The following is a 22,296-nucleotide window of genomic DNA, read 5'->3' as shown; positions in this document are numbered from 1 at the left end:
GCCTTCCAGCCGGTGGGCGCTCCAATACATGATGAAGGATCCACTCTTTCCGGGAACACCAACCACGACCCGTTATTTTCTGTAACCCTCATGTTTTATGATGTTGTATATCACATATACAGTCGCCGATGGTAAAAAAAACATCACTAGAGGGTGCAGTATCGATCGTAACTGGCGGCGGTGGGGATATCGGAGGTGGGATAGCCGAGGAGTTTGCGGCTGCTGGCAGCGATGTTGTCATCGCGGACGTGGACGTGCTGGACACGGAGTACAACCAGCAATCATCCGAAGAGATTGGCGGGACGACACGAGCACAGAAGGTGGTCGATCGCGTCGAGGCCGAGGGCCAGCGCGCACACGTCGTCGATTGCGACGTCACGAAAGCCGACCAGGTCGAAGCAATGGTCGACGAGGTCGTCGAAGAGTTCGGCAAAATTGATGTCCTCGCGAACAACGCAGGTGTCATTACCGTTACGACGGTCGAGGAGATGGCCGAGGAGGAGTGGGACACAGTGATGGACGTGAACGTCAAGGGAATGTTTCTCGTGTCCCGAGCTGTGATCCCGCATTTGCGAGATTCCGGGGGCACGATCGTCAACACCGCATCTATTGCGGGGAGTATTGGGGCCGCTGGTCTCGCCCACTACTGTTCGTCGAAACACGCGGTTCTCGGCCTTACGAAATCGCTCAGCCTCGAACTTGCCCCAGATGTGACAGTCAATGCCCTCTGTCCGGGTATCGTCGAAACGCCGATGTGGTCGGACGTGCTGACACCAGAGACCGGCGAAGCCTACGAAGACACTATCGACCGCACCATTCCGATGGGTCGTGACCAGACACCGGAGGACATGGGGCGCCTCGCTGTGTTCCTTGCGGAGAACCGAAACATCACGGGACAGTCCGTCGTCGTCGATGGCGGTATCCTCCAGAACGTCATATAGGGAATGTGAACTACCCCTGCCTACTCGCCGCCTTCGGCGGCTCCTTAAGACTGGGGGCTTAGCGCCTAAAATTAGCTAAACTCCGTGTGACGTGGCGGATTACACTACACCACTGGCAGAAACGAATCTCTGTCGGCCTGAATTTGCCACTGCATCGGGATTCCGTGACCACCGGAGTCTGCACAGAGTTTTAGATCTGTTTGTAAATGAAAATTAGTGATGGTCAAGAGATACGCTTTAGTAGCCCGCCTCACATTGGTGTGATACATGGCAATCATTATCAGGATGCCTAAGCTTGGGCTGGAGATGGAGCAGGGAACCGTTCTGGAATGGTTCTTCGAACCGGGGGACGAAGTGTCGGAAGGAGATAAAATGGCAGAAGTCGAGTCTGAAAAGAGCATCGGTGAGGTTGATGCACGGGAAGACGGTACGCTTCGTCAAATTTATATCGAGGAGGGCGAGGCCGTTCCGCCCGGCAAACCGATCGGGATACTCGCAGCAGCCGATGCAGATATCTCCGATCTCGAAGCCGAGGTCGAGGGCGAACTCGAAGGGGAGGCCCAAGAAGAGCCCGCAGCAGTCGAAGCGTCGACTTCGGGCGCTGACGCTGGATCGGCCGACACCCAGGAAGCCGCATCGACAGTCTCGTCGGGTGGCGGGAGCACTGATATCAAAGCGTCCCCGCGGGCGAAGAAACAGGCTGAGGAACTCGGCGTGGATCTCACGACGGTGGACGGAACCGGGCCGATGGATTCGATCACGGCCGAGGACGTGGAGGCAGCCGCCAGCAGTTCCAGCGAAAGCACAGAATCAGTCAAAGCCTCGCCAAGAGCCAAAAAGCAGTCGAAAGAACTCGGCGTGGATCTCACGACGGTGGACGGAACCGGGCCGATGGATTCGATCACGGCCGAGGACGTGGAGGCAGCAGCCGAAGCTTCGTCGGCAGAGGAGACAGCGGAAGTGGCTCAGACAGGTTCGCTCCGGTATCAGCGGGCCACAGCCGTCGCCGACCCTGCGGTCGGTTCGGCCTTGCTCGATACGACGGAAGCTGTTCGATCGGCGTTCGAACAGCGTGTCACCATTATCGACGTGGCACTCGTCGTTGTTTCCGCAGCCCTCGCAGATCGGCCACTCGTGAACGCAACATATACAGAATCGACGCACCAGCTCCAGGAGCCACAGAATATCGCACTCGTGGCTGAATCTGATGAGGGGCAGGATCGAACTGTCATTCCAGATGTCGACGAAAAGTCACTGACAGAAGTCGTCGAGGCCCGCGAAGAACGCAACGGCGACGGCGAGAAGACCCCCTCGTTCACACTCGCAAATGCGGCCGATATCGAGTCCGAGAGCCTTCTCGTCAACCAGCCAGCTGTTGCAGGGCTGGAGATCGATCCGTCCGGCCAGCGGGCAGTACCGACCGACGACGGGGTCGATTTGCAGCCACTTGTTACCGCAAACCTGACTTACGATACGCGTGCAATCGACAGCTCCGAGGCTGAAGCCTTCCTGAACCAACTGTTCGAGCGTGCCGGACAGGCGTCAGAACTGATTCTCGGCTCGTACCGTGGTAAAGAGTAACCGACTGAGTTGCTTTTTTAGTAGCTTGTTGCTTTCGGAGATCCTGCTCCTGAGCGTGTCCACGGGGACGACCGCTCGACACAGAAACACGAACTTGTGAATGCCACGAATCGCTCTCTTTTAAAAAAGTGGACGGCGGGATTATTCGGCGTCGGCCAGCGGCCTGTCGCTGATGAGGGCACCTTTCTCCGAGGCTGCCTGTAGCGCGCCATCGACATCGACGAGACGCGGGCCGTTCGCAGTGGGTGTCATAGTGACAGTCGCGTCGGCGAGTTCGACCTCGCGCTCACCGTCAGCGCCGATAACACAGTCCTGTAACTCGAAGACTGCCGGCTCGTCCCAGTCGAGCGACTCGTGTGATTCGAGCCCGATGGTTGTCGTCATCCCCGGCGCGAGGATCGCACGGACGGACCGGGGTGTCTCGTCGGGGTCGCCAAAGCGGAGTGCAGCGCCGCCAGGTGCGTCGGGAGCGATGGGTTCGATACAGCCTGCGACGCTGGTGAGACCAATCGCTGCGGGATGGGCCCGCGAGACGACACCACCGAGCAGTTCTGTCGGGTCGACGAGTGCCCGTGTACCGACGAACGGGCGATCGGTGATCCCTATCGTGGCCAGCCCCGTGAGGTGTTTCTCGCCGTTGACATCGTCGGCCCTGACCTCGATTTTCCCGTGACGAGTAGTCACCGTCTCGGCGTCGACCACAGCGGTCGCAATTACAGCGGCAGCCGCGCCGGCGACAGTTCCGTCGACGGGTGTCGGCACGACGTTGTTCGTCCCCGTTGAGACGGACACGAGCGGGACGTCACCGAGTTCGAGCGCCGCGTCGCGGCTCGTTCCGTCGCCGCCGAGAACGACCACGGCATCAGCAGTCTCACGGAAGTGGGCTGCTGCACGCCGCGTATCTGCGGCTGTTTCCTTGATAGGCATCTCTACCTTCGAGATGTCCAGCTCACTTGGTGCTTCGCCGATCGCGTGTTCGGCGATGCCAGTCTTGTCCGGCATGATCTCGACGCTCACCGTCTCGTCGACGAGGGTGAGCCCGTCGAGGACGCAGACGGTCGTACTGCGTTTCGCGTAGTTATCGACGACGCTCGCGCCGCCGGTGAGCCGGCGAATGTCACGGCCAGCTGACGGATTGACAATAAGTCCAATGTGGGCCACGAGTAGTTAGACGATCTTCTCGATGGCGTTCTGGACTCCCTCCCCGTCGGGCAGGACCTCCTGTTCGAGTGGCGTACTGAACGGCATGTGCGTGTCAGGTGTACCCACACGCTGGATTGGGGCGTCGAGGCTGAAGAATGCCTCTTCCTGTGCCCGGGCGATGATCTCGGCATGGGTGCCGTAGGAAACCGGACTCTCGTCGGCGACGACCATTCGTCCCGTCTTCCGAAGACTCTCGACGATCGTTTCGGTGTCGAGCGGGTAGAGTGACTGAGCGTCGATGACCTCGACACTCACGTCACCGGACAGGCCATCAGCGACAGTGAGCGACTCGCCGACGAGTCGCTGTGTCGCAACGACGGTGACATCCTCACCCTCGCGTTCGACCGAGGCCTCACCGATCGGGGTGATGTAGTCCTCGTCGGTCGGGACCTCGCCTTTTTGTTCGTAGATCATCTTGTTCTCGAAGACGAACACGGGGTCGTCCGACCGGATGGCGGCCTTTGTTAGTCCTTTCGCAGCTGCGGCAGTGCCCGGTGCGACAGCTTTCAATCCCGGGAAATGCGAGATCCAGGTGTGGACCGTCCCGGAGTGCTGACTGGCAGCACCCATCCCGCCACCCTCGGTCGCCCGGATGGTGACCGGCATCTCGGTTTTTCCACCGAACATGTACCGCATCTTCGCCATCTGGTTCATTATCTGTTCCATCGAGACGCCCATGAAATCCGAGAACATGAGTTCTGCGACAGGCCGGGTGCCCGTTGCGGCTGCTCCGACTGCCGCTCCGACGTACCCCGCCTCGGCGATGGGTGTATCCCGGACCTGTTCCTCGCCGAACTCTTCGTAGAGATTCCCGGTCACTTCGAGGACACCGCCGAACGCACCGACGTCTTCTCCCATGATCAAGACGTCCTCGTCGCGCTCTAGCTCCTCACGGAGTCCCTGTCGGATTGCCTCACGGACCGTCATCGTCTCGGTTTCCTGTCCGTCGAGCTCTGCCTGGGCTGTCATCGTGAATCACCTCCGTCGGTGCGCGCCCTGTTTGCGAACTTTTCGATTTCTGGGACTGTATCGCTGAACATGTCGTCGTAAGCTTCTTGCGGGTGGGGAAGTTCGGCATCGTGTGCGAACTCGATCGCGTCGGCGATGGTCTCCTCAACCTCGGCCTGCATCTCCTCGAACTCCGCTTCAGAGAGTTCGTCACGGTCGATGAGACGCGCTTTGAACGCATCGATCGCGTCCCGGTCCTTCCACTGCTGGAGTTCTTCGTCGGTCCGGTAGTTCTGCTCGTCACCTTCGTAGTGGCCGTGGTACCGGTAGGTCTCTGCTTCGATCAGCGTCGGTCCGTCACCGTTTGCTGCACGCTTTCGACCCTCCTGGACGGCCTCGTAGACGGCCGTGATATCCATTCCGTCGACTGTGACACCAGGGATATCGTACGCTTGCGCAGTGTCACTGAGCTGGTCCACGTTGTGCTGTTTCTCGACGGGTGTTGCCTCCCCATATTGGTTGTTCTCGATGAGGAAGATAGCCGGGAGGTCCCACGTCGACGCCTGGTTTATGGCTTCGTGGACCTGGCCCTGCGCAGTTGCGCCGTCACCGAGGAACGCCAGTGCGACCTGGTCGCGGTCCTGGTGGCTGATAGAGAGCGCAGCACCGGTCGCCAGCGGCGGGCCTGCTCCGACGATACCGTTCGCACCGAGCATACCGGAGTCGATGTCGGCAATGTGCATCGAGCCGCCCTTGCCGTTGCAGTAGCCGTCGGCTTTGCCGAACAGCTCGGCCATCATCAGATCCGGGTCCAGTCCTTTCGCAATGCAGTGGCCGTGCCCCCTGTGCGTGCTTGCGATATAGTCGTCGGGGTCGAGCGCAGCGCACGTCCCCACACCAACGGCCTCCTCGCCGATGTACAGGTGAACGAATCCCGGTATCTCGCCGTCGGCGAAGTAGTGGCCGGCCTTCGTGTCGAACTCCCGTATCGTTAGCATTCGACGTAGGGCTTCGAGCCGATCATCTTCGGTTTCCAGTGTATAGTCTGTCATGCTCCGTGAAGGACTACCAAGCATTGTAGTATAATATTAACGATTTATTATGTAGTACAACTCGGTGGTGTCGTATTTTACATGTATATTTATTATGGTTCCCGCCAATCGTCGAATGCTATGCGAGCAGCAACCTACCACGACAGAAAAGACATTCGTGTCGAAGACGTCGAACGAAACGCTGTTGAAGACGGACAGGTCCGGATCGATATCGATTCCTGCGGGATCTGTGGCTCGGATCTCCACGAGTACACCGCGGGGCCGATTTTCGTCCCTGGAGACGAGCCACATCCGGTGTCACAGGAGACCGCACCGATCAGGATGGGTCACGAGTTCAGCGGAACGATCTCCGAAGTCGGCGGATCGGTGACGGGGCTAGAAGTCGGTGACGCTGTCGCGATCAATCCGATTCTCTACTGCGGTGAGTGTCGCCAGTGCAAGGAAGGGAACTACCATATCTGTGATTCGATCGGTTTCGTTGGACTGTCGGGCGGCGGCGGTGGATTCGCCGAAAGCGTCGTCCTAGATGCAGAACACGCAGTACCACTCGGCGACGACGTGCCGATCGAGTACGGGGCGCTGGTCGAACCGCTAAGCGTTGCATTACACGCTGTGCGACGCTCCGGACTCCGTGCTGGCGATGCGGTCGCGGTCTTCGGTGCTGGACCCATCGGGCTAGCTGTGATTCAATGTGCCCGGGCGGCCGGTGCGGGTTCGATATTCGTCTCGGAGCCCCGGGACGCCAGACGCGAACGCGCGGCGGACTGTGGTGCGACCGAGCTCATCGATCCCACGAGTACGGATGCTATTGAACACATCACTTCGAACACTGATGGCGGTGTTGACGTATCCTTCGAGGTCGCAGGCGTCGAAGCCTCGTTCAACGCGGCGGTCGAAAGTACGGCCCCGAGTGGTCGCACGACCATCGTCAGCATCTGGGAGGAAGAAGTGAGCACGCACCCCAACAACCTCGTTTTGGGTGAACGGACGGTTACCGGGACGCTGGCGTATCTCGGCGGTCCGCGGTCCGACGAGGAGTACGGTATGGTAATAGATATGCTCGCCGACGGCCGACTCGATCCCGAACCGTTCATCACAGACCGTATCGGTCTGGAGGAAATCGTCGACGACGGATTCGAACGGCTCATCGACCCCGAAAGCGACCACGTCAAAATCCTCGTCAAACCAAACGAGTAGGAATTACACGACAACCCGGAGTCGGCCGACGAAAGAGGGAGAGATACCACCTCGTGTAGCCGAACGAATCGCGATACTGCAGTACTTTCTTTCGAAGGAAAGATCATGATCAGAGACGAACCATGGCATAAAGCTGTAATGTTTATTCAGTGGGCGCTCTTGACATGAGGTATGCGAGTGATTCGTGGTCGTGCGTCGTCTATCGAGAAAGACCGGGCAGTAACGGACTCGTTGTTATCCGAACCGACAGAGCCGGCTATCAGGGTGTGGCACCCACATCGACACGTTGCCTTTGGGCCTCGTGATGTCCGAGCTGATGGCTATTCGCAGGCAGCTGAAACCGCCAGAGAGCTGGAATATGGAATTATCGAGCGCAGTGTTGGTGGAAGAGCGGTTGCATACACTGGCACGACCGTTTGTTTTGCACACGTCGATACAGTGAGTGATAAGCGGAAAGGACTGACAGACCGCTACGATCGGGTTGTCGACCAACTCTGGCAGGCACTCGATGCAGTTGGTATCGATGCCGACCGGGGTGAGCCCAATGCCGCCTTCTGTCCCGGCTCACACTCACTATCAGCGACGGGAAAAATCGTCGGCGTCGCACAGCGCATTCGACGGAATGCTGCACTGACAGCTGGCATCGTCGTTCCATGTGATCACGAGGAACTCGTCGACGTTCTCGAACCGGTCTATACGCACTTACAGATCCCCTTCGACCCAGACGCGGTAGGTAGTGTCCGTCAAGCGGGTAGTTCGGCGAGTCCCGAAGAAGTCCGCCAGGCTGTCGAAGCGGCTCTCATTCCGGGAAACAGTACCGATCCGTCAGCGGTCCAGCTGGAAGACGTTTCAGCGGTTCAATTAGACAATCCCAGCTAGAGGCAATGACGACCAGCTCCTCCAGTCAGTATTCGAGATTTCCCTGAATGATATCTCCATACTCTTGTACTACGGGAGGGTATTCCCCGAAGAAGGAATCGTCATCAAGTCTGTTTGGCGGTCCATACAGCGCAATCCCACCTATGAGATTATCTGTCTCACTCACAATCGGAACACCGATACCACGCATTCCCTCGAAGCACTCCTCGTCGTCGAGTGCATATCCCCGCTGGCGAATGAGTTCCATCTCTTCCAGCAGCGGCCCAAGTTCTGTAACTGTCTTTTCTGTTCGTGGATGGAGACCGTACTGATCAGTCACACTCCGGATTTCTTCGTCGTCTAGTTGTGCGAGAATCGCTTTCCCATAGGCAGTCGTATTGAGCCGTGATTTGACCCCCGGATACGTCCGATTTACCTGCAGGCGTTTGACCTTATCCCCCTTCTTCATCGAGAGAAGTACCCCAAGATTGTTTTCTTTGATCATCAAACCAGCAAATTCGCCCGTTTCATCGGCTAATCGACGGATCTCCGGCTCAGCAACTGTATACATATCGTAGTTGCGTCGAACCTGATTACCGACTTTGAGAAAAAACGAACTCACACGATAGTGGCCATCTGGTCCTTTTGTTATATAATTGATTGTTTCAAGTGTATTGACATACTCATACATCGTGCTCAGTGGCATGTCAAAATCATCGGCCAGTTCTCGTACAGTTGCTGACTGCATTTCGACCAGTCTCTCCACGATCCGGTTCGCACGGGAGAGAGATTTGAGTGGGCCTGAAGACATGCCACAGGGTAGCAGAGCAATTATAATTATTGTTCCGGTTATTTCGAAAAGTCAAATTATTCCGAGATGATTTGTACCGAGCCTATTTTGATTAGATAGGTGTCAATCGTTATGATAAAATTCGAAATTCTCGGAATTGGTGTTGTATACAACACAATATCGTGGTATGCTATTACATTACGAGCATGAGTATTACGAATATTTCGAAACAACACCGATCAGGTCGTAATAAGTTCCTCGTCTCCATCATCGGTAACAACCTGAGCAATCGGAACAATCCAGTGAAGCGGGAGATTTGTGTCATGGACAACCGAATCTTCCGATTCAATTCCTTTGAATTAGCTATCTATCCCGTCGCTGTCTGGTGACTCAACAGAGCCACTGTTCGAGAGCGTAACTCAGTTCGTTCTGTCCAGTTCCGACATTCCTGTCACAATCGTTCTCACGTGAATCCGAATCGTTTCAGCGGCGTTCGGTCCCACGTCCAACTCACTGGAGTTCGACGTCCACGTTCGGCGGCAATGGCGGCCCGTGTTTCTTTCGTGCAGCCATCGTCCGCTCGAATTCTTCGCGGACCCACGGATGTTCTGAGATATCCAGATCGTCGACTTTGAACTCGCCCTCTCGTCCACCGCCAACCACTGAAATCTGAACGAGAGGTCACTCGCGGCCCGAATACTGCGGAAACGCGTCTCGGGTCCGGTCTTCCGTGCGATCGATCTGGCGATGGCCAAGGTCGAAGAGAGTGACTCGATTGACGAGTTCACCGTATCATTCTATGACAGCATGCTCAACTGGCGGTCTATTATCGTGTGGGACCGAGAGGAGTACCTGGCAGGGAGAAACCACAGCTTTAGTCCGCTCAAGATCGGCCCGGTTGTGACGGCGATCTTGGATCTCACCGACGGCGATCCGAACCGATCTATCGTCGAAGGTACCAGCTTCGGACGGTAGGACGATACTATCGCGGGCCTGATCGGTGGAATCACGGGTGCTGTCCACGGAGCGTCGGAGCTCCGAGACGACTGGATCGAACGGTGCGAGTCGACGAGTGTGGAACTGCTGTCGGAGATAGACGGCGACGAGATGACGTTTGACGAGACGGCCCACCGGCTGGTCGACGCGCTTGAACGAGAACGCGAGGTTGCAATAAAGCGCGAGGCACAACTCGCGATGATTCTGGATATGTGAATGGCGAAAGGATGTGGTGCCTAGCTGTCCCGAGCGTCTCGGGTGAAGGAGATGTTTATAGACCAGTGAGCGTCTCTGGCCCAAAGTACTGTAAACGAGCGGAAAAGTTAGCCGAGGAACTTCCAAACCCGGTCCTTCGGACGGCTACCGTGATCAGAGTCAACCTCACCTAATCATTGTTCGCTCCACTCGACAACTCGCCACTTGACCATCCCGAACAACTAGCATTTTTCTATTTCCCGACGGGTCGTCGCCGGCAGCCACGACTCACGGGGTAGTATAAACTCTCTTGTATGCCTCATACAGAGTACATACCATGACCGATTCCGCCGACAAACCAAATCAGACGGCTGGGCGTCGATCGAAAGTGGAACGACTTATCGAGGAGTATGGACTGGAGGGAGTCGGTGCTGAACTCGAACAATCGTGGACGGCTCCACCCGAGGAACGCCAGAGCCTTCGCGACCTGGCGGAGTTTTTCAATCATCAACTTCTCGCGCAGGCGATGGCAGAAGCCGGCGTTCAACAGTTCGACGACGATCACGTGAACGTCTATCGATTGTTGACCGACGAGGAGGTAAGTCACGCTGACCGGACGCGTACGCGTCGCCGCCTCGAGCGTGAGGGAGTCGATGTCGATGAGCTTCTCGGTGACTTTGTGACGTACCAGGCCATTAGAACGTATCTCACGGAGTATCGCGACGCCGAGTACTCTCCGGCCGACGCCGACCGTCTCCAAACCGAGATAAAAAATCTTGAACGACTCCGCGGACGGACCAGTGCCGTCACCCAAAGCAAACTCGAAGAACTCGCGTCCGCTGACCACATCGTCCTCGGAGACTTCCGGACCTTTGTCGAGATAACCGTCCTCTGTGAAGACTGCGGCACCAAGTATTCCGTCGATGAACTCCTCGAACGAGACGGATGTGACTGTGCTGACGTTAACATTTGATAACAACAGTACGGTTGTTATGGAACTGTACAGTGTATACTGAATCCGTGAATAAAAAAACCCTTGCGGCAACAAAAAATTTTTACGCCCTCAGCAACTTTCCTAATCCGTGAATTTGGAAGAACGTCCCCGTAAAAAAGGTAGAATTCAGGTTGAGAATATCGGTGGGATCACCGAGACATCTGTCGACTTCTCACCAGGCGTGACGATTTTGGTCGGACGGAACGCGACCAATCGCACCTCACTGCTGGAAGCCGTCATGGCTTCGCTCGGTAGCGATAACGTCCGAATGAAAGGTGACGCTGAAGAAGCGAACGTCGAATTGGCTCTCGGTGATGAAATGTATACGCGCCGACTCTCACGTCGGTCGGATCATATTGTCACCGAGGGTGAGCCATATCTCGATGACCCCGAACTTGCGGACCTGTTCGCGTTTCTACTCGACTCGAACGAAGCCCGCCGGGCTGTCGCGCGCGGTGACGACCTGCGAGATATTATTATGCGGCCAGTCGATACCGACGACATCCAAGCACGGATCGATCACCTCATGGACGAACGCGCGGAACTCAAAACAGAACTCGACGAGATTGACGAATTGAAAGGCGAGATCCCCACGCTCGAAGAACAGCGCACCCAGCTTGAAGCGGACATCGAAGAAAAGAAAGCCGACCTCGAAACGATAGAAGCGGATCTTGAAGCCGCCGATGCGGACATCGAAGAAACCCGCGAAGAAAAAGCCGAACTCGAAGAGGCCCTCGACCAACTCCAAGAGAAGCGCTCCGAACTCGACGACATCCGATACGAACTGGAAACCGAACGGGAAAGTCTCGACGCGCTCAAAACCGAGCAGCGCGAGGTCGAGGCTGATCTGGACGAACTTCCGGAGACTCCTGTCGGAGACCTCGACGAAATCGACTCCCAAATCGAGCGGCTCCGCACCCGCAAACAGACGCTCGAAACCGAGATCGCCGAACTCCAAAGCGTCATTCAGTTCAACGAGGAGATGCTGGCTGACACCGACGGTGATCTCCTCGCTCGGATTACCGATGTTGACGAGGGGGCTGTCACCGATGAACTGCTTGCAAATAGTGAAGTCACGTGCTGGACCTGTGGAAGCGAAGTCGATCAAGCACAGATCGAAACAACGATCGAGCGTCTCCAGCAGGTCAGTGCCGAGACAGTCAGTGAGGTGAGTGATATCGATGCAAAACTCGAAGACCTTACCGACCAACGGAATCAACTCCAGCAGTCCCAACAGGAACGGGACCGACTTGAGCGCCGGCGCACTACACTCAAGACAGATATCGAAGACACCGAAGCCAGGATCGACGAACTCCAGGAAAACCGTGACAACCTGACAGAGGAAATTTCCGATATCGAGGATACCGTCGACGAGCTCGAAGAAGAGGACTACAGCAGTATCTTGGAGTTACACCGGGAGGCCAACCAGATCGAATACGAGATCGGTCGGATGGAGAGGGATCTCGAGCGCGTCACCGAGGAGATTACCGAGATCGAAGACCAGATCAACCAGGAAGACGAGATCTGCGCCCAATTAGAAGCAGTCACTGACGAGATCACGGATCTCCGGACGAAGATCGACCGGATCGAAGAGACGGCCGTCGAGGAGTTCAACGAACACATGGAGACGGTTCTGGAACTACTCGATTACGATAACCTCGATCGCATCTGGCTCGAACGCGTCGAGCGAACAGTGAAAGAGGGCCGTCGAAACGTGGACAAACGCGCCTTCGAACTCCACGTCGTTCGTCCAACGGCTTCAGGAGCTGCCTACGAGGACACGATCGATCATTTGAGCGAATCCGAACGGGAGGTGACGGGGCTCGTGTTCGCGCTCGCGGGCTATCTCGCGCACGAACTTTACGAAGAAATGCCGTTCATCCTGCTAGATTCGCTGGAAGCGATCGATTCCGACCGGATCGCAACCCTCATCGACCACTTGAAGGAGTCCGCAGGCTATCTTCTCGTCGCGCTCCTCCCGGAAGACGCCGCCGCACTCTCGGAGGAGTATCACCGTATCTCCGAAATCTAACACGGTTTAGCGATCTCGATATTGAAATAATAGCAGTATTGTTATTAGTAATTATTTGATAGTATTAATCTTCTGACGTAGATATTTCCCAACTCAGAGCTAAACACCAACATCAAAGTCCTGAAGAGGATTGTGCAGTGGTGTTGATGCCAGACCTAACGCTCAGTGGATCGATAGCCCTCGCCTATTACTCTAATCTGTTTGAGGGTGAATTCGAACTGTGTCCCCATCATGTCTGTAGATGCCACGATATTACCGGTTCGGTCGTTTCGATGTTGGCCGCCCGGAACATCCGGACAACTACGAATGTAAGAACCGCATGATACGATAGGAGACGTTTAAAATTCTGTATAATTTCTATACTAAATCTAAGACCTGTATAACCATTATGAATACCGAGTTATAGATATTGGTTATGATTAATTAGTGTACTTAATAGAATTGGTACGACTCAAGCCTGGAAGGCGGGAAATTTTGGATTTTTCCTAATATGAAAATTACAACATCTCGAGTAAACAGGTCCTTCAGTAGTTTGTATTATCTAATTTCAGGCGCCAAGCCTTCCTGAAGGAGAATCACAGGGAGTGGATCAGAGCCGTCTTCATCTTACAGACTCCCGCTTGTTGCTTGCTCACAGGCCCACCGAATCGACTAAGTTATGCCGAATACCGGCCTGCTTCAATCATTTCGACGATGATTTCTTGTTCCTGTTGTTCCGTCACGGTGTCTGAGTCGAGACAGGCTCTGACAACTGTAGCGGCGAGTTCGGGATCATCAAATGCGGTGGAACGGGATTCAGATAACTCTCCGATGGTTTCTTCCAACTGTTCTATCCGATCGGTGAGGGAATTGATCCGGGCCGCGAGTTCTTCTTGGGACACTCCCATCCCGTCGGAAATCGGTCCGTTTCCGTCGAATATGGCATCGATGTATTCCTGGCGGTCCGCCCACTCGAAGCCCTCGATTGCGTTGACCCGCTGGCTGATTGTCGCGCGGCTAACCTCTAGCTGGTCCGCCAATTCGGCCTGTGTTGCGTGCGGTCGATTGTGAATCGCACGCAACACTTCGAGTCGCTTTTCGGTGAGATTCTCCGGGTCCTGGTGCAGGGTTTCGGTTTGGTCACTGTGAATGGTGGATGATCCCTGCGGTTGTGATTGCCCGGTACCGCCCTCGGTTTGGTCGCCTGTCGACTCTCTGACGGCTGTTTCCGTCGTTGTGTCGGCTGCTTCCGTTGCCCTCTGTATACTCTGGCTGGCGTCTCCTGTCGGTGTCGTACTGTTTGTCGCCGGCTCTGTGCTCGGTTCTGTTCCGTTTGTCTGTTCGTTACTCATTGTTTCATCCATAGCGTCTGCTGATTTTTCCCCGAGTTGGTGATCCGAGACGATCTGTTCCGTTATCTCGGAACTCTCAGACTCCGCGGGATCGCCGTACTCGTCAAGGACGCGCTCGACGAGCTGGATGGTTGCACCGCCGATCCGATCTGCGAGGCCCTCAATAGACGAGTCAGGGTGGTTTTTCGCTGCGTCAAGAATCTTCTTGTGTACCATCGCTCTCGGCGTTGCGCTCTCTTGCATCCGGTTTCCGTGCCCAGTCGGTTCACTCATAATCTCAACTTTGATTCGATGGTCGTACAACTGGAGTAGATAGTAGTTGTGAATTTAAATATTATCTTCCTACACCTACAGTATGAAATGTTTACTCACGTTTTGTCAATAGTAGATACTAGTCTACAACTGTCAAGTGGGAGTCAATCCAGTAACACAGTGGGTACGTCCTGTGATTTTTCTTGCCTGTTGCAAGATTTTCGTTCTGATTTCCGATATCACTATATAAATTAAAGAGTTAATAAAAGATCTCTGTCGGAGTCATTCGGACAGTACTAACAATATTACTATACATAGTTAGTTTCCGTGCAAACGTAATCCCGCTTCGTTAGCCGTTGACACACACATGTTACGAAACGCTACGAATACAACGCACTCTACAGTTTAAAACTCGCTTCGTTAGTGAGAACACACTTTGCTACGCCTGTTCTGTCTGGAACGGGGGGTAACCAAAACTATAACTTGTAGTTAAGAATAAGTTGGAGTGACAACAGTTTGCGCCAAGACAGACGACCGTGCAAACTGACAGAGACCAGCCACGAGCAGAGTAGTGGTCGTCAGAAACGAAGTCGTCCGGCTACCACTATGTGCAAGGCCGGACAACTCCCGATACAATCAACACGCGAAACGCATGATAAGAGTACGAAGCGGTTCGGCTGACTGCCAGCGAAGAACTGTCTACGACCATCGGACGGCGACGTCTGACATCGGAGGGTCCTGATGAGTACCCCCGAACAACGAGACACGTCGCGCCCACGAGAGAAGGGTCCGGATGTCGAGGAGTTAGTCCCCAATTCGGACGGGGAGGTTGACGACGCGGACAAATTGCTTGTCGAGCGTGACAGCGAGACAATTCCCACGCTCAGTATCGTCATGCCGACACTGAACGAGGAAGAGGGCATCGCGGAGTGTATCCAGCGGGCAAAAACCGCCATTGCCGAGCTGGGCGTTCCGGCTGAAATTATCCTCAGTGACAGCTCGACGGACTGGACACCGGAGATCGGCCGCCGGATGGGTGCGATTGTCTACACCCCGGACGAATCGGGCTACGGGTACGCGTACCGGTACGCGTTCAGGCACGCCCGTGGCGAATACATAGTCATGGGTGATGCAGACACTACCTATGATTTCGAGTCGATTCCACGGTTGTTTAGCCATCTCCTCGAATCGGATGCCGATATGGTGCTTGGAAGCCGTCTCAACGGTGAGATCAGACCGGGTTCGATGCCGGCATTACACAAGTACGTCGGCAACCCACTGCTGACGAAATTCCTCAACGTCTTCTACGACGCGGGCGTCAGTGACGCTCACAGTGGGTTCCGTATCTTCACCAGGGGGGCTCTGGAGACGATCGATCCCGAAACGAACGGGATGGAGTTTGCCTCGGAGATGATCATGGAGGCAAGCGTCAACGGACTCAATATCGTCGAAGTCCCGATCGTCTACCACGAGCGGGAAGGCGAGGAGACACTTGACAGTTTCCGGGACGGCTGGCGACACGTCCGATTCATGCTCCAGAATGCGCCAGGGTACCTGTTCTCGATCCCCGGGCTCTTGCTGGTTCTAGGTGGACTGCTCGTGATGGGGGTTACCTACACCGGGGTCCGCATCGACGGCACGAACCCAGGTGTCCTCACGTTCATTACCGGCGCGCTCCTGGTGGTCGTCGGGTTCCAGGTGTTCCAGTTGGGCGTCTTCTCGACTGTCATAACTGATCCGATCCGTCAGCCTGAAGACGTGTTTACGAAGGTCTTTACCGAACATGTTACACTCGAACGTGGGGCTGCAGTTGGCTGTCTCCTGTTCGGTCTGGGCGGACTATACGCTGGATTCCTCGTATATTTCCGACTGACGGGCGGAGTCCTGCCTGCAGCGTACACGATGGATGCCCTGATTGCGCTCACAGCTATCATTGTCGGAATTCAGACTGTCTTCTCTTCGTTTTTCATGAACACCGCGGTGCAAAGTTCACGTGAGTGAAAACATTTATTATAGTTCTATTTTCAGTTGAACACTGATGACCTCAAAAGAAGCTACCAAGTCGACCGAACTCCCAGCTCGTATCGTTGACCGGGTTGAAGACCGGCTGCCACGAACAGAGTTCGACTCACCTGCGGAGTATATCACCTACGTGATGGAGGAAGTGCTGTACCGTGTCGAGCAGGAGACCGAAGACGACGACTTCGAACCAGTCGACGAGGCGGAAGTCAAGGATCGGCTGAAATCGCTCGGCTACCTCGACGAGTAACAGCCCGATCTGTCCACCGGTAACACGGTGTGCGATACGGTCGTTGACGCGGTATCATGTTTGCTAGTACTAGTCACCGATACGGTACCGAGAATCCCGAAAAACCGCCTGAACTGTAATTTAGGAATACATTTTAATGAGTTGACTCAGTTTTATGATTTATGAAAGCGATTATACCGACAGCAGGGCAGGGTACTCGATTGTATCCACATACCCACACGAAACCGAAGCCGATGGTTCGGCTCGCTGGCCGTCCGATTCTCGGTCATATTCTCGAAAGCTTCACTCGAACGCCAGTCGAAGAGGTCGTTTTGGTCATCGGTGGCCCGATGAAAAGTCAGGTAGTTGAGTATGCGAATTCAGAGTACGGAACAGAGTTCGATTTCAGTTTCGTTGAGCAAGCCTCCCCAGAAGGATTGGGTCACAGCATCTATCAAGCCGACCCAGAAATCAGTGACGAACCAGTCGTTATCGCACTCGGTGATATGATCTTCGAAAACGGGTACAGTACTTTTCTCGAAAAAGACCAGTCAGATCGACTGGACGGATTGATCGGAGTCAAGCCAGTCACTGAACCGCAACACTACGGCGTCGTCGACATCGACTCTGACGGTATCATCAGCTCGTTGGTCGAGAAGCCCGACGATCCACCCTCCGACCTAGCTATTAGTGGCGTCTACATCGTTCACGACTCTGTCGCACTGTTCGACGCGCTCGATCACCTCGTCTCGAATGGCATACGTGGCGCTGGCAACGAGTACCAGTTGACTGATGCACTCCAGATCATGATCGACGAAGGCTGTCAACTCGGCACCTTCGAGGTAGAGGAATGGTACGACTGTGGCCGTCCCGACACACTACTGGAGGCAAACCGCGTCTGTCTCGACAAAGTACCGATCAGTAGCGACTGTGACTGTCAACAGAGTGCGATTGTGGAGCCTGTCGACATTGGCGAGAATGTTGACCTCTCGAACTGCGTTATTGGCCCGCACGTGAGTATCGACGACGGGGCGAGGATAAACAACTCCATCGTCCAAGATAGCATCGTCGGGCGCAACTCACAGCTCACGAATATAAATATCAAATCGAGCATCGTGGGTGACAACACGGAAGTCGTGGGCAACTCCCAGCAACTGAACGTCGGCGACAACAGCGTCGTTGAAAACCTCTAATAATGACAAGAGGCGAGCATGCTGTCGTGACGGGCGGAGCTGGGTTCGTTGGAAGCCACCTCGTTGATCGACTTCTGGAGGACGGGTTCCGGGTGACGTCGATCGACAACTATGGCAGCGGGCGACGAGAGAATCTCGAACATCTCTCTGATGAGGCTGGATTCACAGAATTGGAACACGATATTCGTGAGCCGCTCCCGGAGTTCAAGAATGTAGACCAGATATACCACTTCGCCTCCCGCGCCAGCCCGGCAGACTTCAAATCCCACGCTATCGAAATCGCACAGACGAACAGTCAGGGAACACGAAACGTCTACGACCTGGCAATCGAGCACTATGCACAACTGGTGATCGCTTCGACGAGCGAAATCTACGGTGATCCCGAGGTCCATCCACAGAGTGAGGAGTACTCGGGCAACGTCAACGTTAGGGGACCGCGCGCGCCGTACGACGAGAGCAAGCGGTTCGCAGAGGCACTCGCGGTCGCATACGCCCAGCGGTACGAATTCGACGCACGTATCCTGCGAATTTTCAACACCTACGGACCACGAATGCGTAACGACGACGGGAGAGTAATCCCAAATTTCCTCTCACAGGCGATCCAGGGCAAGGATCTCACAGTATACGGCGACGGGACCCAGACCCGCTCTTTTTGTTACGTCGACGATCTGGTCGAAGGCATCCGGCGGATCGGTGGTGCAGAGTCCGAGAGGGTCGCGAACACTGTTTTCAATATCGGTCACACACACGAAATTACGATCAACACCCTCGCAGAAACAGTTCTAGACACTGTGGACACATCCTCCGAAATCGTCCATATTGACCGGCCGACGGAGGATCCCGACTACCGTCAACCCAACATCGACCGGATCCAGTCTACGCTCGATTGGGAACCAACTGTTGATCTTCATACGGGCCTTGACAGGACAATTAGCTACTTCGAGCGTGAGTTAGGGGCAATGACTCCTGATAGCTGATTACTAATCCGTACCGCATACCGATTGCAATCGGGTTCAGTGTGAAACTGTTTATTCCATTCGGGTGTAAAAATAAATATCACTCTCGCCGTTAGTGTAGATCCGATTCCGCTCGTTCACAGAGATTTCTCTGAGTGGTGCAGGCTCTCTGAACTTCCCTTGCCATACTGCATCGAGTTCCAAATTGTGGCCCATTATTAGCAGATAGCCTGGCTGTGTCCCATCCCGTTGCTGTGCAATGTCAAATACTTCTGGTTTCGTAGCCTGGGTGTATCCACCGCCAATTTGTGGCGTGCGAGCGGCCACATCTGGACGGTACCAGTCGAACTGTCTCGCACCGAATGTATCGCCATAGACAGCATGTCTCTCATCAAGATTATTTATCATCCAGATATGCGTTATTATGTCAGTGTCTCTATGAACTGTGACCTGACTTTCTGGCGATTGATCAGCGACAAGGGTGGATTGTGCCGGTACATTACTCGGAGCGAACCCTCCAAACACTACCGTCGCTGCAATACCCGAGTTGAGAATGAAAAACACCAGGAGTAAACTCGCAAACGCCTGGGTTCCGGTCGGTTTGTTTTCGGGGATCATATGTCCGGGGATAGACGGTCGCCACGAAATTCGTCGCCCCAGAGAGCCCGAGATTCGGCCGAGACCGTCTGCAAGCCACAGTGCCCCGATCACAGCAAACACAGTCGTAAACGAGAATGTGATCATCATCGGTCGTCCGCCGCCCCAGTTTCGCAGTATCAGTGTCGTCCCGAATATTCCAAACAGTGCAGTGGCGATCGTCAGATAGCCGTCGTCGAAGCCCTGCTCCCTGGTGAAGACTCGTTTGTAATAGACGACTGCAAATCCAACCGCCATCAGAATAGTCAATACGATGTAAATATACGAGGATAGCTCGACTGATATCTGTTGATTTCCTTCAACACGGGCAGCCGTTCTGCCGGTCTCTGTCGAACTGGTCATGAGCGTCTTGAGATTATCGTAAAAGTGGTGCGGGAGAAGGTCGAACTTCCATCCTCCCCGGGTGTAGAGATACCACCCGAAGGCGGCGGTCATGAAGAAAAATACCGTCGCTACCGAGAAAATTGTCAGTTGGCGTGGAACGTCACTCCCCTTCTCAACGGCCGTCCCGCCATCCTGCACCACCTCGCCGTGGCGGAACCTCGTTACCACCTCGTCTACAGCCCACAGCGAATAGAGAAGAACAATTGCGACAAGAAAGGCCGCAACGACGTAGTATGACGTCCCATAGTGTGTGACGACGATACCCGCGAGAAAAAGCACAGCGAGGACTCCCCGTGAGCCGGATGGGAGATCGTGATTCGAAATGGTAACTCCGAACAATGACAGAAAGATGACAGGCGTTGCGGCCCGTCCAGCTGTGGGATACTGTAAGTAGAATGGGTGACAGAACGCAAACAGTGCTGCCCCGAGCAAAGCCTTCTCGGTACTAACGTATTGACGAAAAGCTACGTACAGTGCAAGCGGAATAAACGAGACGAAAAATGGGTTCACGACCTCGTACTGAGTCAATATAAAAATGTCAGACAGGCGTGCATACATCGGGAACAGCACCCCGTTCTGAAGGAGTTCTGATGAGTACGGTTCGATTGATGCAATACCCGGCGACCAGCGACCAGCCTCCCAAGCTGTAATCCCGTGTGGACGACCGCCGAATCCTGCATACTGCCAGAGGCTCTTGTGGTAGAGAATTGCCAGTGAAACCATCCAGATGGTGAGCGGATACCAGCGGTCCTGCAACCGACGAATCGCAATGATCGGTGTTGCAGCAACGACGAGAAGCAGGAGTAGTATGAGTACGTTGATCCCAGTGGTGTTGATCAAAATCACTCCGACGATGGTGAGAAGTGGAAGCAAAAGCAAGGAAAGCGGTTCCGGGGACCAGAACGCTGGGATCCTGACAGTGACTGTTTTGCCCTGACCCTGCAACTGAGCGATCACCCCAAGTACTGCGACGGCCACTGTGACGCCGGCCGCAAGCGGAATGGCCATCAGTGGATTCATAACTCCAACGTATGGAAGGAGAATGTTTACTACTGCGCCGGTGAACATCAGAATGACGAGACTACTCCCGAACGCATACAGGACGTGCTCGGCACTGACAGTGAGTCGCTCCTGTTGCAGGGCCAGGAGCAACAGAATCCCGGGAACGAACGACAGGGACAGCACGATGAGTGGCACCGTAAATATAGCCGGGAGTACCGGTGTGAGTACCATCGCGACTACCGAGCATCCGTAGAGAGCGAGCGCACCAAGTGCCAGTTCCGTTGCCTCACAGGTGACTGTCTGCTCTGTCTCGAAAGCCGAAAGGTCGGGCAGTAGACCGAGATATCTATCGACAGTCATCGCTCTCCGGTCGCACTTTCTCGAGACTCTGTTAGCATTCTGTGAACCTCGTTAAATGCATCAAGCCTCTTCGCCCATATATATTGTTCTGCTACCTGCCGTGCGTTCTTGCCCACCCGTCTTGCGAGCGGCGCGTCCTCAAGTAGTGCCTGAACGCGGTCGACGAAATGACGCCGCGAGCGGGCTGTAATCGCCGCTTCGTGTCGGACGAGTTCCTCGACCACCGATGGTCCCGGTGTCACTACCATCGGTTTGCCCAGTGCTGCGTAGTAGTAGAGTTTAACCGGTGACGACGACCGTTGAATGGTCGAGATGGTCTGTGGATTTATCACAGCCTCGGCACTGGCGACCAGTTCGAAGGCCTCCGCGTCCGGCAGCCGCCCGGTTGTCCGGAGACTGTCACACCGGTTCGCGGCGCTTTCGACCCGGTCACGCTGTGCGCCGTCGCCGATGACGACCATCTCTCTGACCGATGGCGAGTTGGCGACCGAAACGATGGTCTCGATGTCAACCTTCGGGTGGAGTGTTCCAAGAAAGACAACGCGGCCGGTCTCCGTGGAGACCTGCCCGAAGGGCTCGATGGTTTCCGGAAAGTACCCGTTCGGGACTACGGAAATTTTCCGTTCCGGGACCTCCCACAGCTGTTGGATCAGGTTCGCCATCACGTCGGAGACGACGACGATGTGATCGGCTCGGCTCAGTCCCCGTTTTTCGAGGCGCTTTACTGCGGTTTTCAGCAGCGGTGCGACGGCTGTATCGACGTGATCGAACCGTGAGTACCCCAGGTCGTGCATGTCGAGGACGTATCTGTTGATACCCGAGAGTGTGCCAACCCCGGCAAGTGTCGAGTGCTCTAACTGAAGGACAGCACCGTCTCTCCGGGCAGTCTGTGCAGCCCTCCGAGCGACTGCTGCTGCTCTGAGCGCCGACGACGGCGGCGTATCGACGTAGCTGCAGTCCACGGGAGCGAGCCGGTCCGGTACCCCAGCAGTGGGTGTGGGTGCAACGAGTGTTACCTCGGCGCCGCGCTCGGCCAGACCAGCTGCGAGCGCCGAGACGCGGTCTGTGCCGCCGCTCGGTTCTCCCAGATCACCACCGTGGCCGATACAGAGGCGCATTCACAGAC

20 protein-coding genes are annotated in these 22,296 nt (G+C 55.2%); 12 read left to right on the top strand and 8 right to left on the bottom strand.

The window, feature by feature from the left end; genetic code table 11:
- The first annotated feature begins 128 nt into the window (after positions 1-128).
- Together EOW68_RS16495 and EOW68_RS16490 are read left to right on the top strand one after the other, a co-directional pair.
- Positions 129-941 carry an SDR family NAD(P)-dependent oxidoreductase gene (locus EOW68_RS16495; protein WP_128226267.1) on the top strand — a complete coding sequence of 271 codons (813 nt, stop codon included), beginning with the start codon at positions 129-131 and terminating at the stop codon, positions 939-941.
- Positions 942-1,208: 267 nt separating this feature from the next.
- Complete coding sequence (locus EOW68_RS16490) at positions 1,209-2,522, top strand: E3 binding domain-containing protein (RefSeq protein ID WP_431359011.1); 1,314 nt, start codon at positions 1,209-1,211, stop codon at positions 2,520-2,522.
- A 141-nt stretch (positions 2,523-2,663) separates the two neighbouring features.
- Here the strand turns inward: EOW68_RS16490 and EOW68_RS16485 are convergent, their stop codons facing one another.
- From EOW68_RS16485 to EOW68_RS16475, 3 genes are read right to left on the bottom strand one after another with little or no spacing between them, the layout of a single operon-like run.
- Positions 2,664-3,683 carry an NAD(+)/NADH kinase gene (locus tag EOW68_RS16485; RefSeq protein WP_128226266.1) on the bottom strand — a complete coding sequence of 340 codons (1,020 nt, stop codon included), beginning with the start codon at positions 3,681-3,683 and terminating at the stop codon, positions 2,664-2,666.
- Between the two features lie 6 nt (positions 3,684-3,689).
- A complete protein-coding gene (locus tag EOW68_RS16480) occupies positions 3,690-4,694 on the bottom strand; it encodes an alpha-ketoacid dehydrogenase subunit beta (RefSeq protein ID WP_128226265.1) in 1,005 nt (334 codons plus the stop codon).
- The gene (locus EOW68_RS16475) at positions 4,691-5,725 is read right to left on the bottom strand and encodes a thiamine pyrophosphate-dependent dehydrogenase E1 component subunit alpha (protein WP_128226264.1); all 1,035 of its coding nucleotides are present in this window, start codon (positions 5,723-5,725) and stop codon (positions 4,691-4,693) included. The genes EOW68_RS16480 and EOW68_RS16475 overlap by 4 nt, the downstream gene beginning before the upstream one ends.
- Before the next feature lie 120 nt (positions 5,726-5,845).
- Between EOW68_RS16475 and EOW68_RS16470 the strand changes: the two genes are divergently transcribed.
- Together EOW68_RS16470 and EOW68_RS16465 are read left to right on the top strand one after the other, a co-directional pair.
- Entirely contained in the window at positions 5,846-6,922 is a 1,077-nt protein-coding gene (locus EOW68_RS16470) for a 2,3-butanediol dehydrogenase (protein ID WP_128226263.1), read from the top strand.
- Positions 6,923-7,093: 171 nt separating this feature from the next.
- Positions 7,094-7,801 (top strand): lipoate--protein ligase family protein, encoded by a 708-nt coding sequence (locus EOW68_RS16465; RefSeq protein ID WP_128226262.1) that lies wholly within the window; start codon positions 7,094-7,096, stop codon positions 7,799-7,801.
- A 25-nt stretch (positions 7,802-7,826) separates the two neighbouring features.
- On the opposite strand, the gene EOW68_RS16460 is transcribed toward EOW68_RS16465, so the two are convergent.
- Positions 7,827-8,591: an IclR family transcriptional regulator gene (locus EOW68_RS16460; RefSeq protein ID WP_128226261.1), complete on the bottom strand. Its 765-nt coding sequence runs from the start codon at positions 8,589-8,591 to the stop codon at positions 7,827-7,829.
- Between the two features lie 489 nt (positions 8,592-9,080).
- Entirely contained in the window at positions 9,081-9,233 is a 153-nt protein-coding gene (locus tag EOW68_RS18945) for a hypothetical protein (protein WP_431359010.1), read from the bottom strand.
- An 84-nt stretch (positions 9,234-9,317) separates the two neighbouring features.
- Here EOW68_RS18945 and EOW68_RS16455 point away from each other — a divergent pair, with 84 nt between their 5' ends.
- The 4 genes from EOW68_RS16455 (at position 9,318) to EOW68_RS16445 (ending at position 12,787) form a co-directional block, all read left to right on the top strand.
- Positions 9,318-9,545 (top strand): hypothetical protein, encoded by a 228-nt coding sequence (locus EOW68_RS16455; protein WP_128226260.1) that lies wholly within the window; start codon positions 9,318-9,320, stop codon positions 9,543-9,545.
- A 99-nt stretch (positions 9,546-9,644) separates the two neighbouring features.
- Complete coding sequence (locus tag EOW68_RS18940) at positions 9,645-9,782, top strand: hypothetical protein (protein ID WP_431359009.1); 138 nt, start codon at positions 9,645-9,647, stop codon at positions 9,780-9,782.
- A 316-nt stretch (positions 9,783-10,098) separates the two neighbouring features.
- Entirely contained in the window at positions 10,099-10,734 is a 636-nt protein-coding gene (gene rdfA, locus EOW68_RS16450; protein WP_128226259.1) for a rod-determining factor RdfA, read from the top strand.
- A gap of 109 nt (positions 10,735-10,843) precedes the next feature.
- Positions 10,844-12,787, top strand: a complete 1,944-nt coding sequence (locus tag EOW68_RS16445; RefSeq protein ID WP_128226258.1) for an archaea-specific SMC-related protein — start codon at positions 10,844-10,846, stop codon at positions 12,785-12,787.
- Between the two features lie 656 nt (positions 12,788-13,443).
- Here the strand turns inward: EOW68_RS16445 and EOW68_RS16440 are convergent.
- Entirely contained in the window at positions 13,444-14,391 is a 948-nt protein-coding gene (locus EOW68_RS16440) for a winged helix-turn-helix transcriptional regulator (RefSeq protein WP_128226257.1), read from the bottom strand.
- Positions 14,392-15,111: 720 nt separating this feature from the next.
- On the opposite strand from EOW68_RS16440, the gene EOW68_RS16435 reads away from it, so the two are divergent.
- From EOW68_RS16435 to EOW68_RS16420, 4 genes are all read left to right on the top strand, one after another.
- On the top strand, positions 15,112-16,371 hold the full coding sequence (locus tag EOW68_RS16435) for a glycosyltransferase family 2 protein (RefSeq protein WP_128226256.1): 1,260 nt from the start codon (positions 15,112-15,114) through the stop codon (positions 16,369-16,371).
- 37 nt (positions 16,372-16,408) lie between these two features.
- The gene (locus EOW68_RS16430; protein ID WP_128226255.1) at positions 16,409-16,639 is read left to right on the top strand and encodes a hypothetical protein; all 231 of its coding nucleotides are present in this window, start codon (positions 16,409-16,411) and stop codon (positions 16,637-16,639) included.
- 161 nt (positions 16,640-16,800) lie between these two features.
- Entirely contained in the window at positions 16,801-17,811 is a 1,011-nt protein-coding gene (locus EOW68_RS16425; RefSeq protein ID WP_128226254.1) for a sugar phosphate nucleotidyltransferase, read from the top strand.
- A 2-nt stretch (positions 17,812-17,813) separates the two neighbouring features.
- Positions 17,814-18,788, top strand: a complete 975-nt coding sequence (locus EOW68_RS16420) for an NAD-dependent epimerase/dehydratase family protein (RefSeq protein WP_128226253.1) — start codon at positions 17,814-17,816, stop codon at positions 18,786-18,788.
- Positions 18,789-18,839: 51 nt separating this feature from the next.
- On the opposite strand, the gene EOW68_RS16415 is transcribed toward EOW68_RS16420, so the two are convergent.
- Both EOW68_RS16415 and EOW68_RS16410 read right to left on the bottom strand, forming a co-directional pair.
- Positions 18,840-21,170 carry a DUF2206 domain-containing protein gene (locus tag EOW68_RS16415; protein WP_128226252.1) on the bottom strand — a complete coding sequence of 777 codons (2,331 nt, stop codon included), beginning with the start codon at positions 21,168-21,170 and terminating at the stop codon, positions 18,840-18,842.
- Positions 21,167-22,288 carry a glycosyltransferase gene (locus tag EOW68_RS16410; protein ID WP_128226251.1) on the bottom strand — a complete coding sequence of 374 codons (1,122 nt, stop codon included), beginning with the start codon at positions 22,286-22,288 and terminating at the stop codon, positions 21,167-21,169. The genes EOW68_RS16415 and EOW68_RS16410 overlap by 4 nt, the downstream gene beginning before the upstream one ends.
- Positions 22,289-22,296: the final 8 nt, after the last annotated feature.

This window comes from Halovenus amylolytica (assembly GCA_004015825.1).
Classification (GTDB): Archaea; Halobacteriota; Halobacteria; order Halobacteriales; family Haloarculaceae; genus Halovenus; species Halovenus amylolytica.
This window is presented reverse-complemented; position numbering and strand designations above follow the sequence as displayed.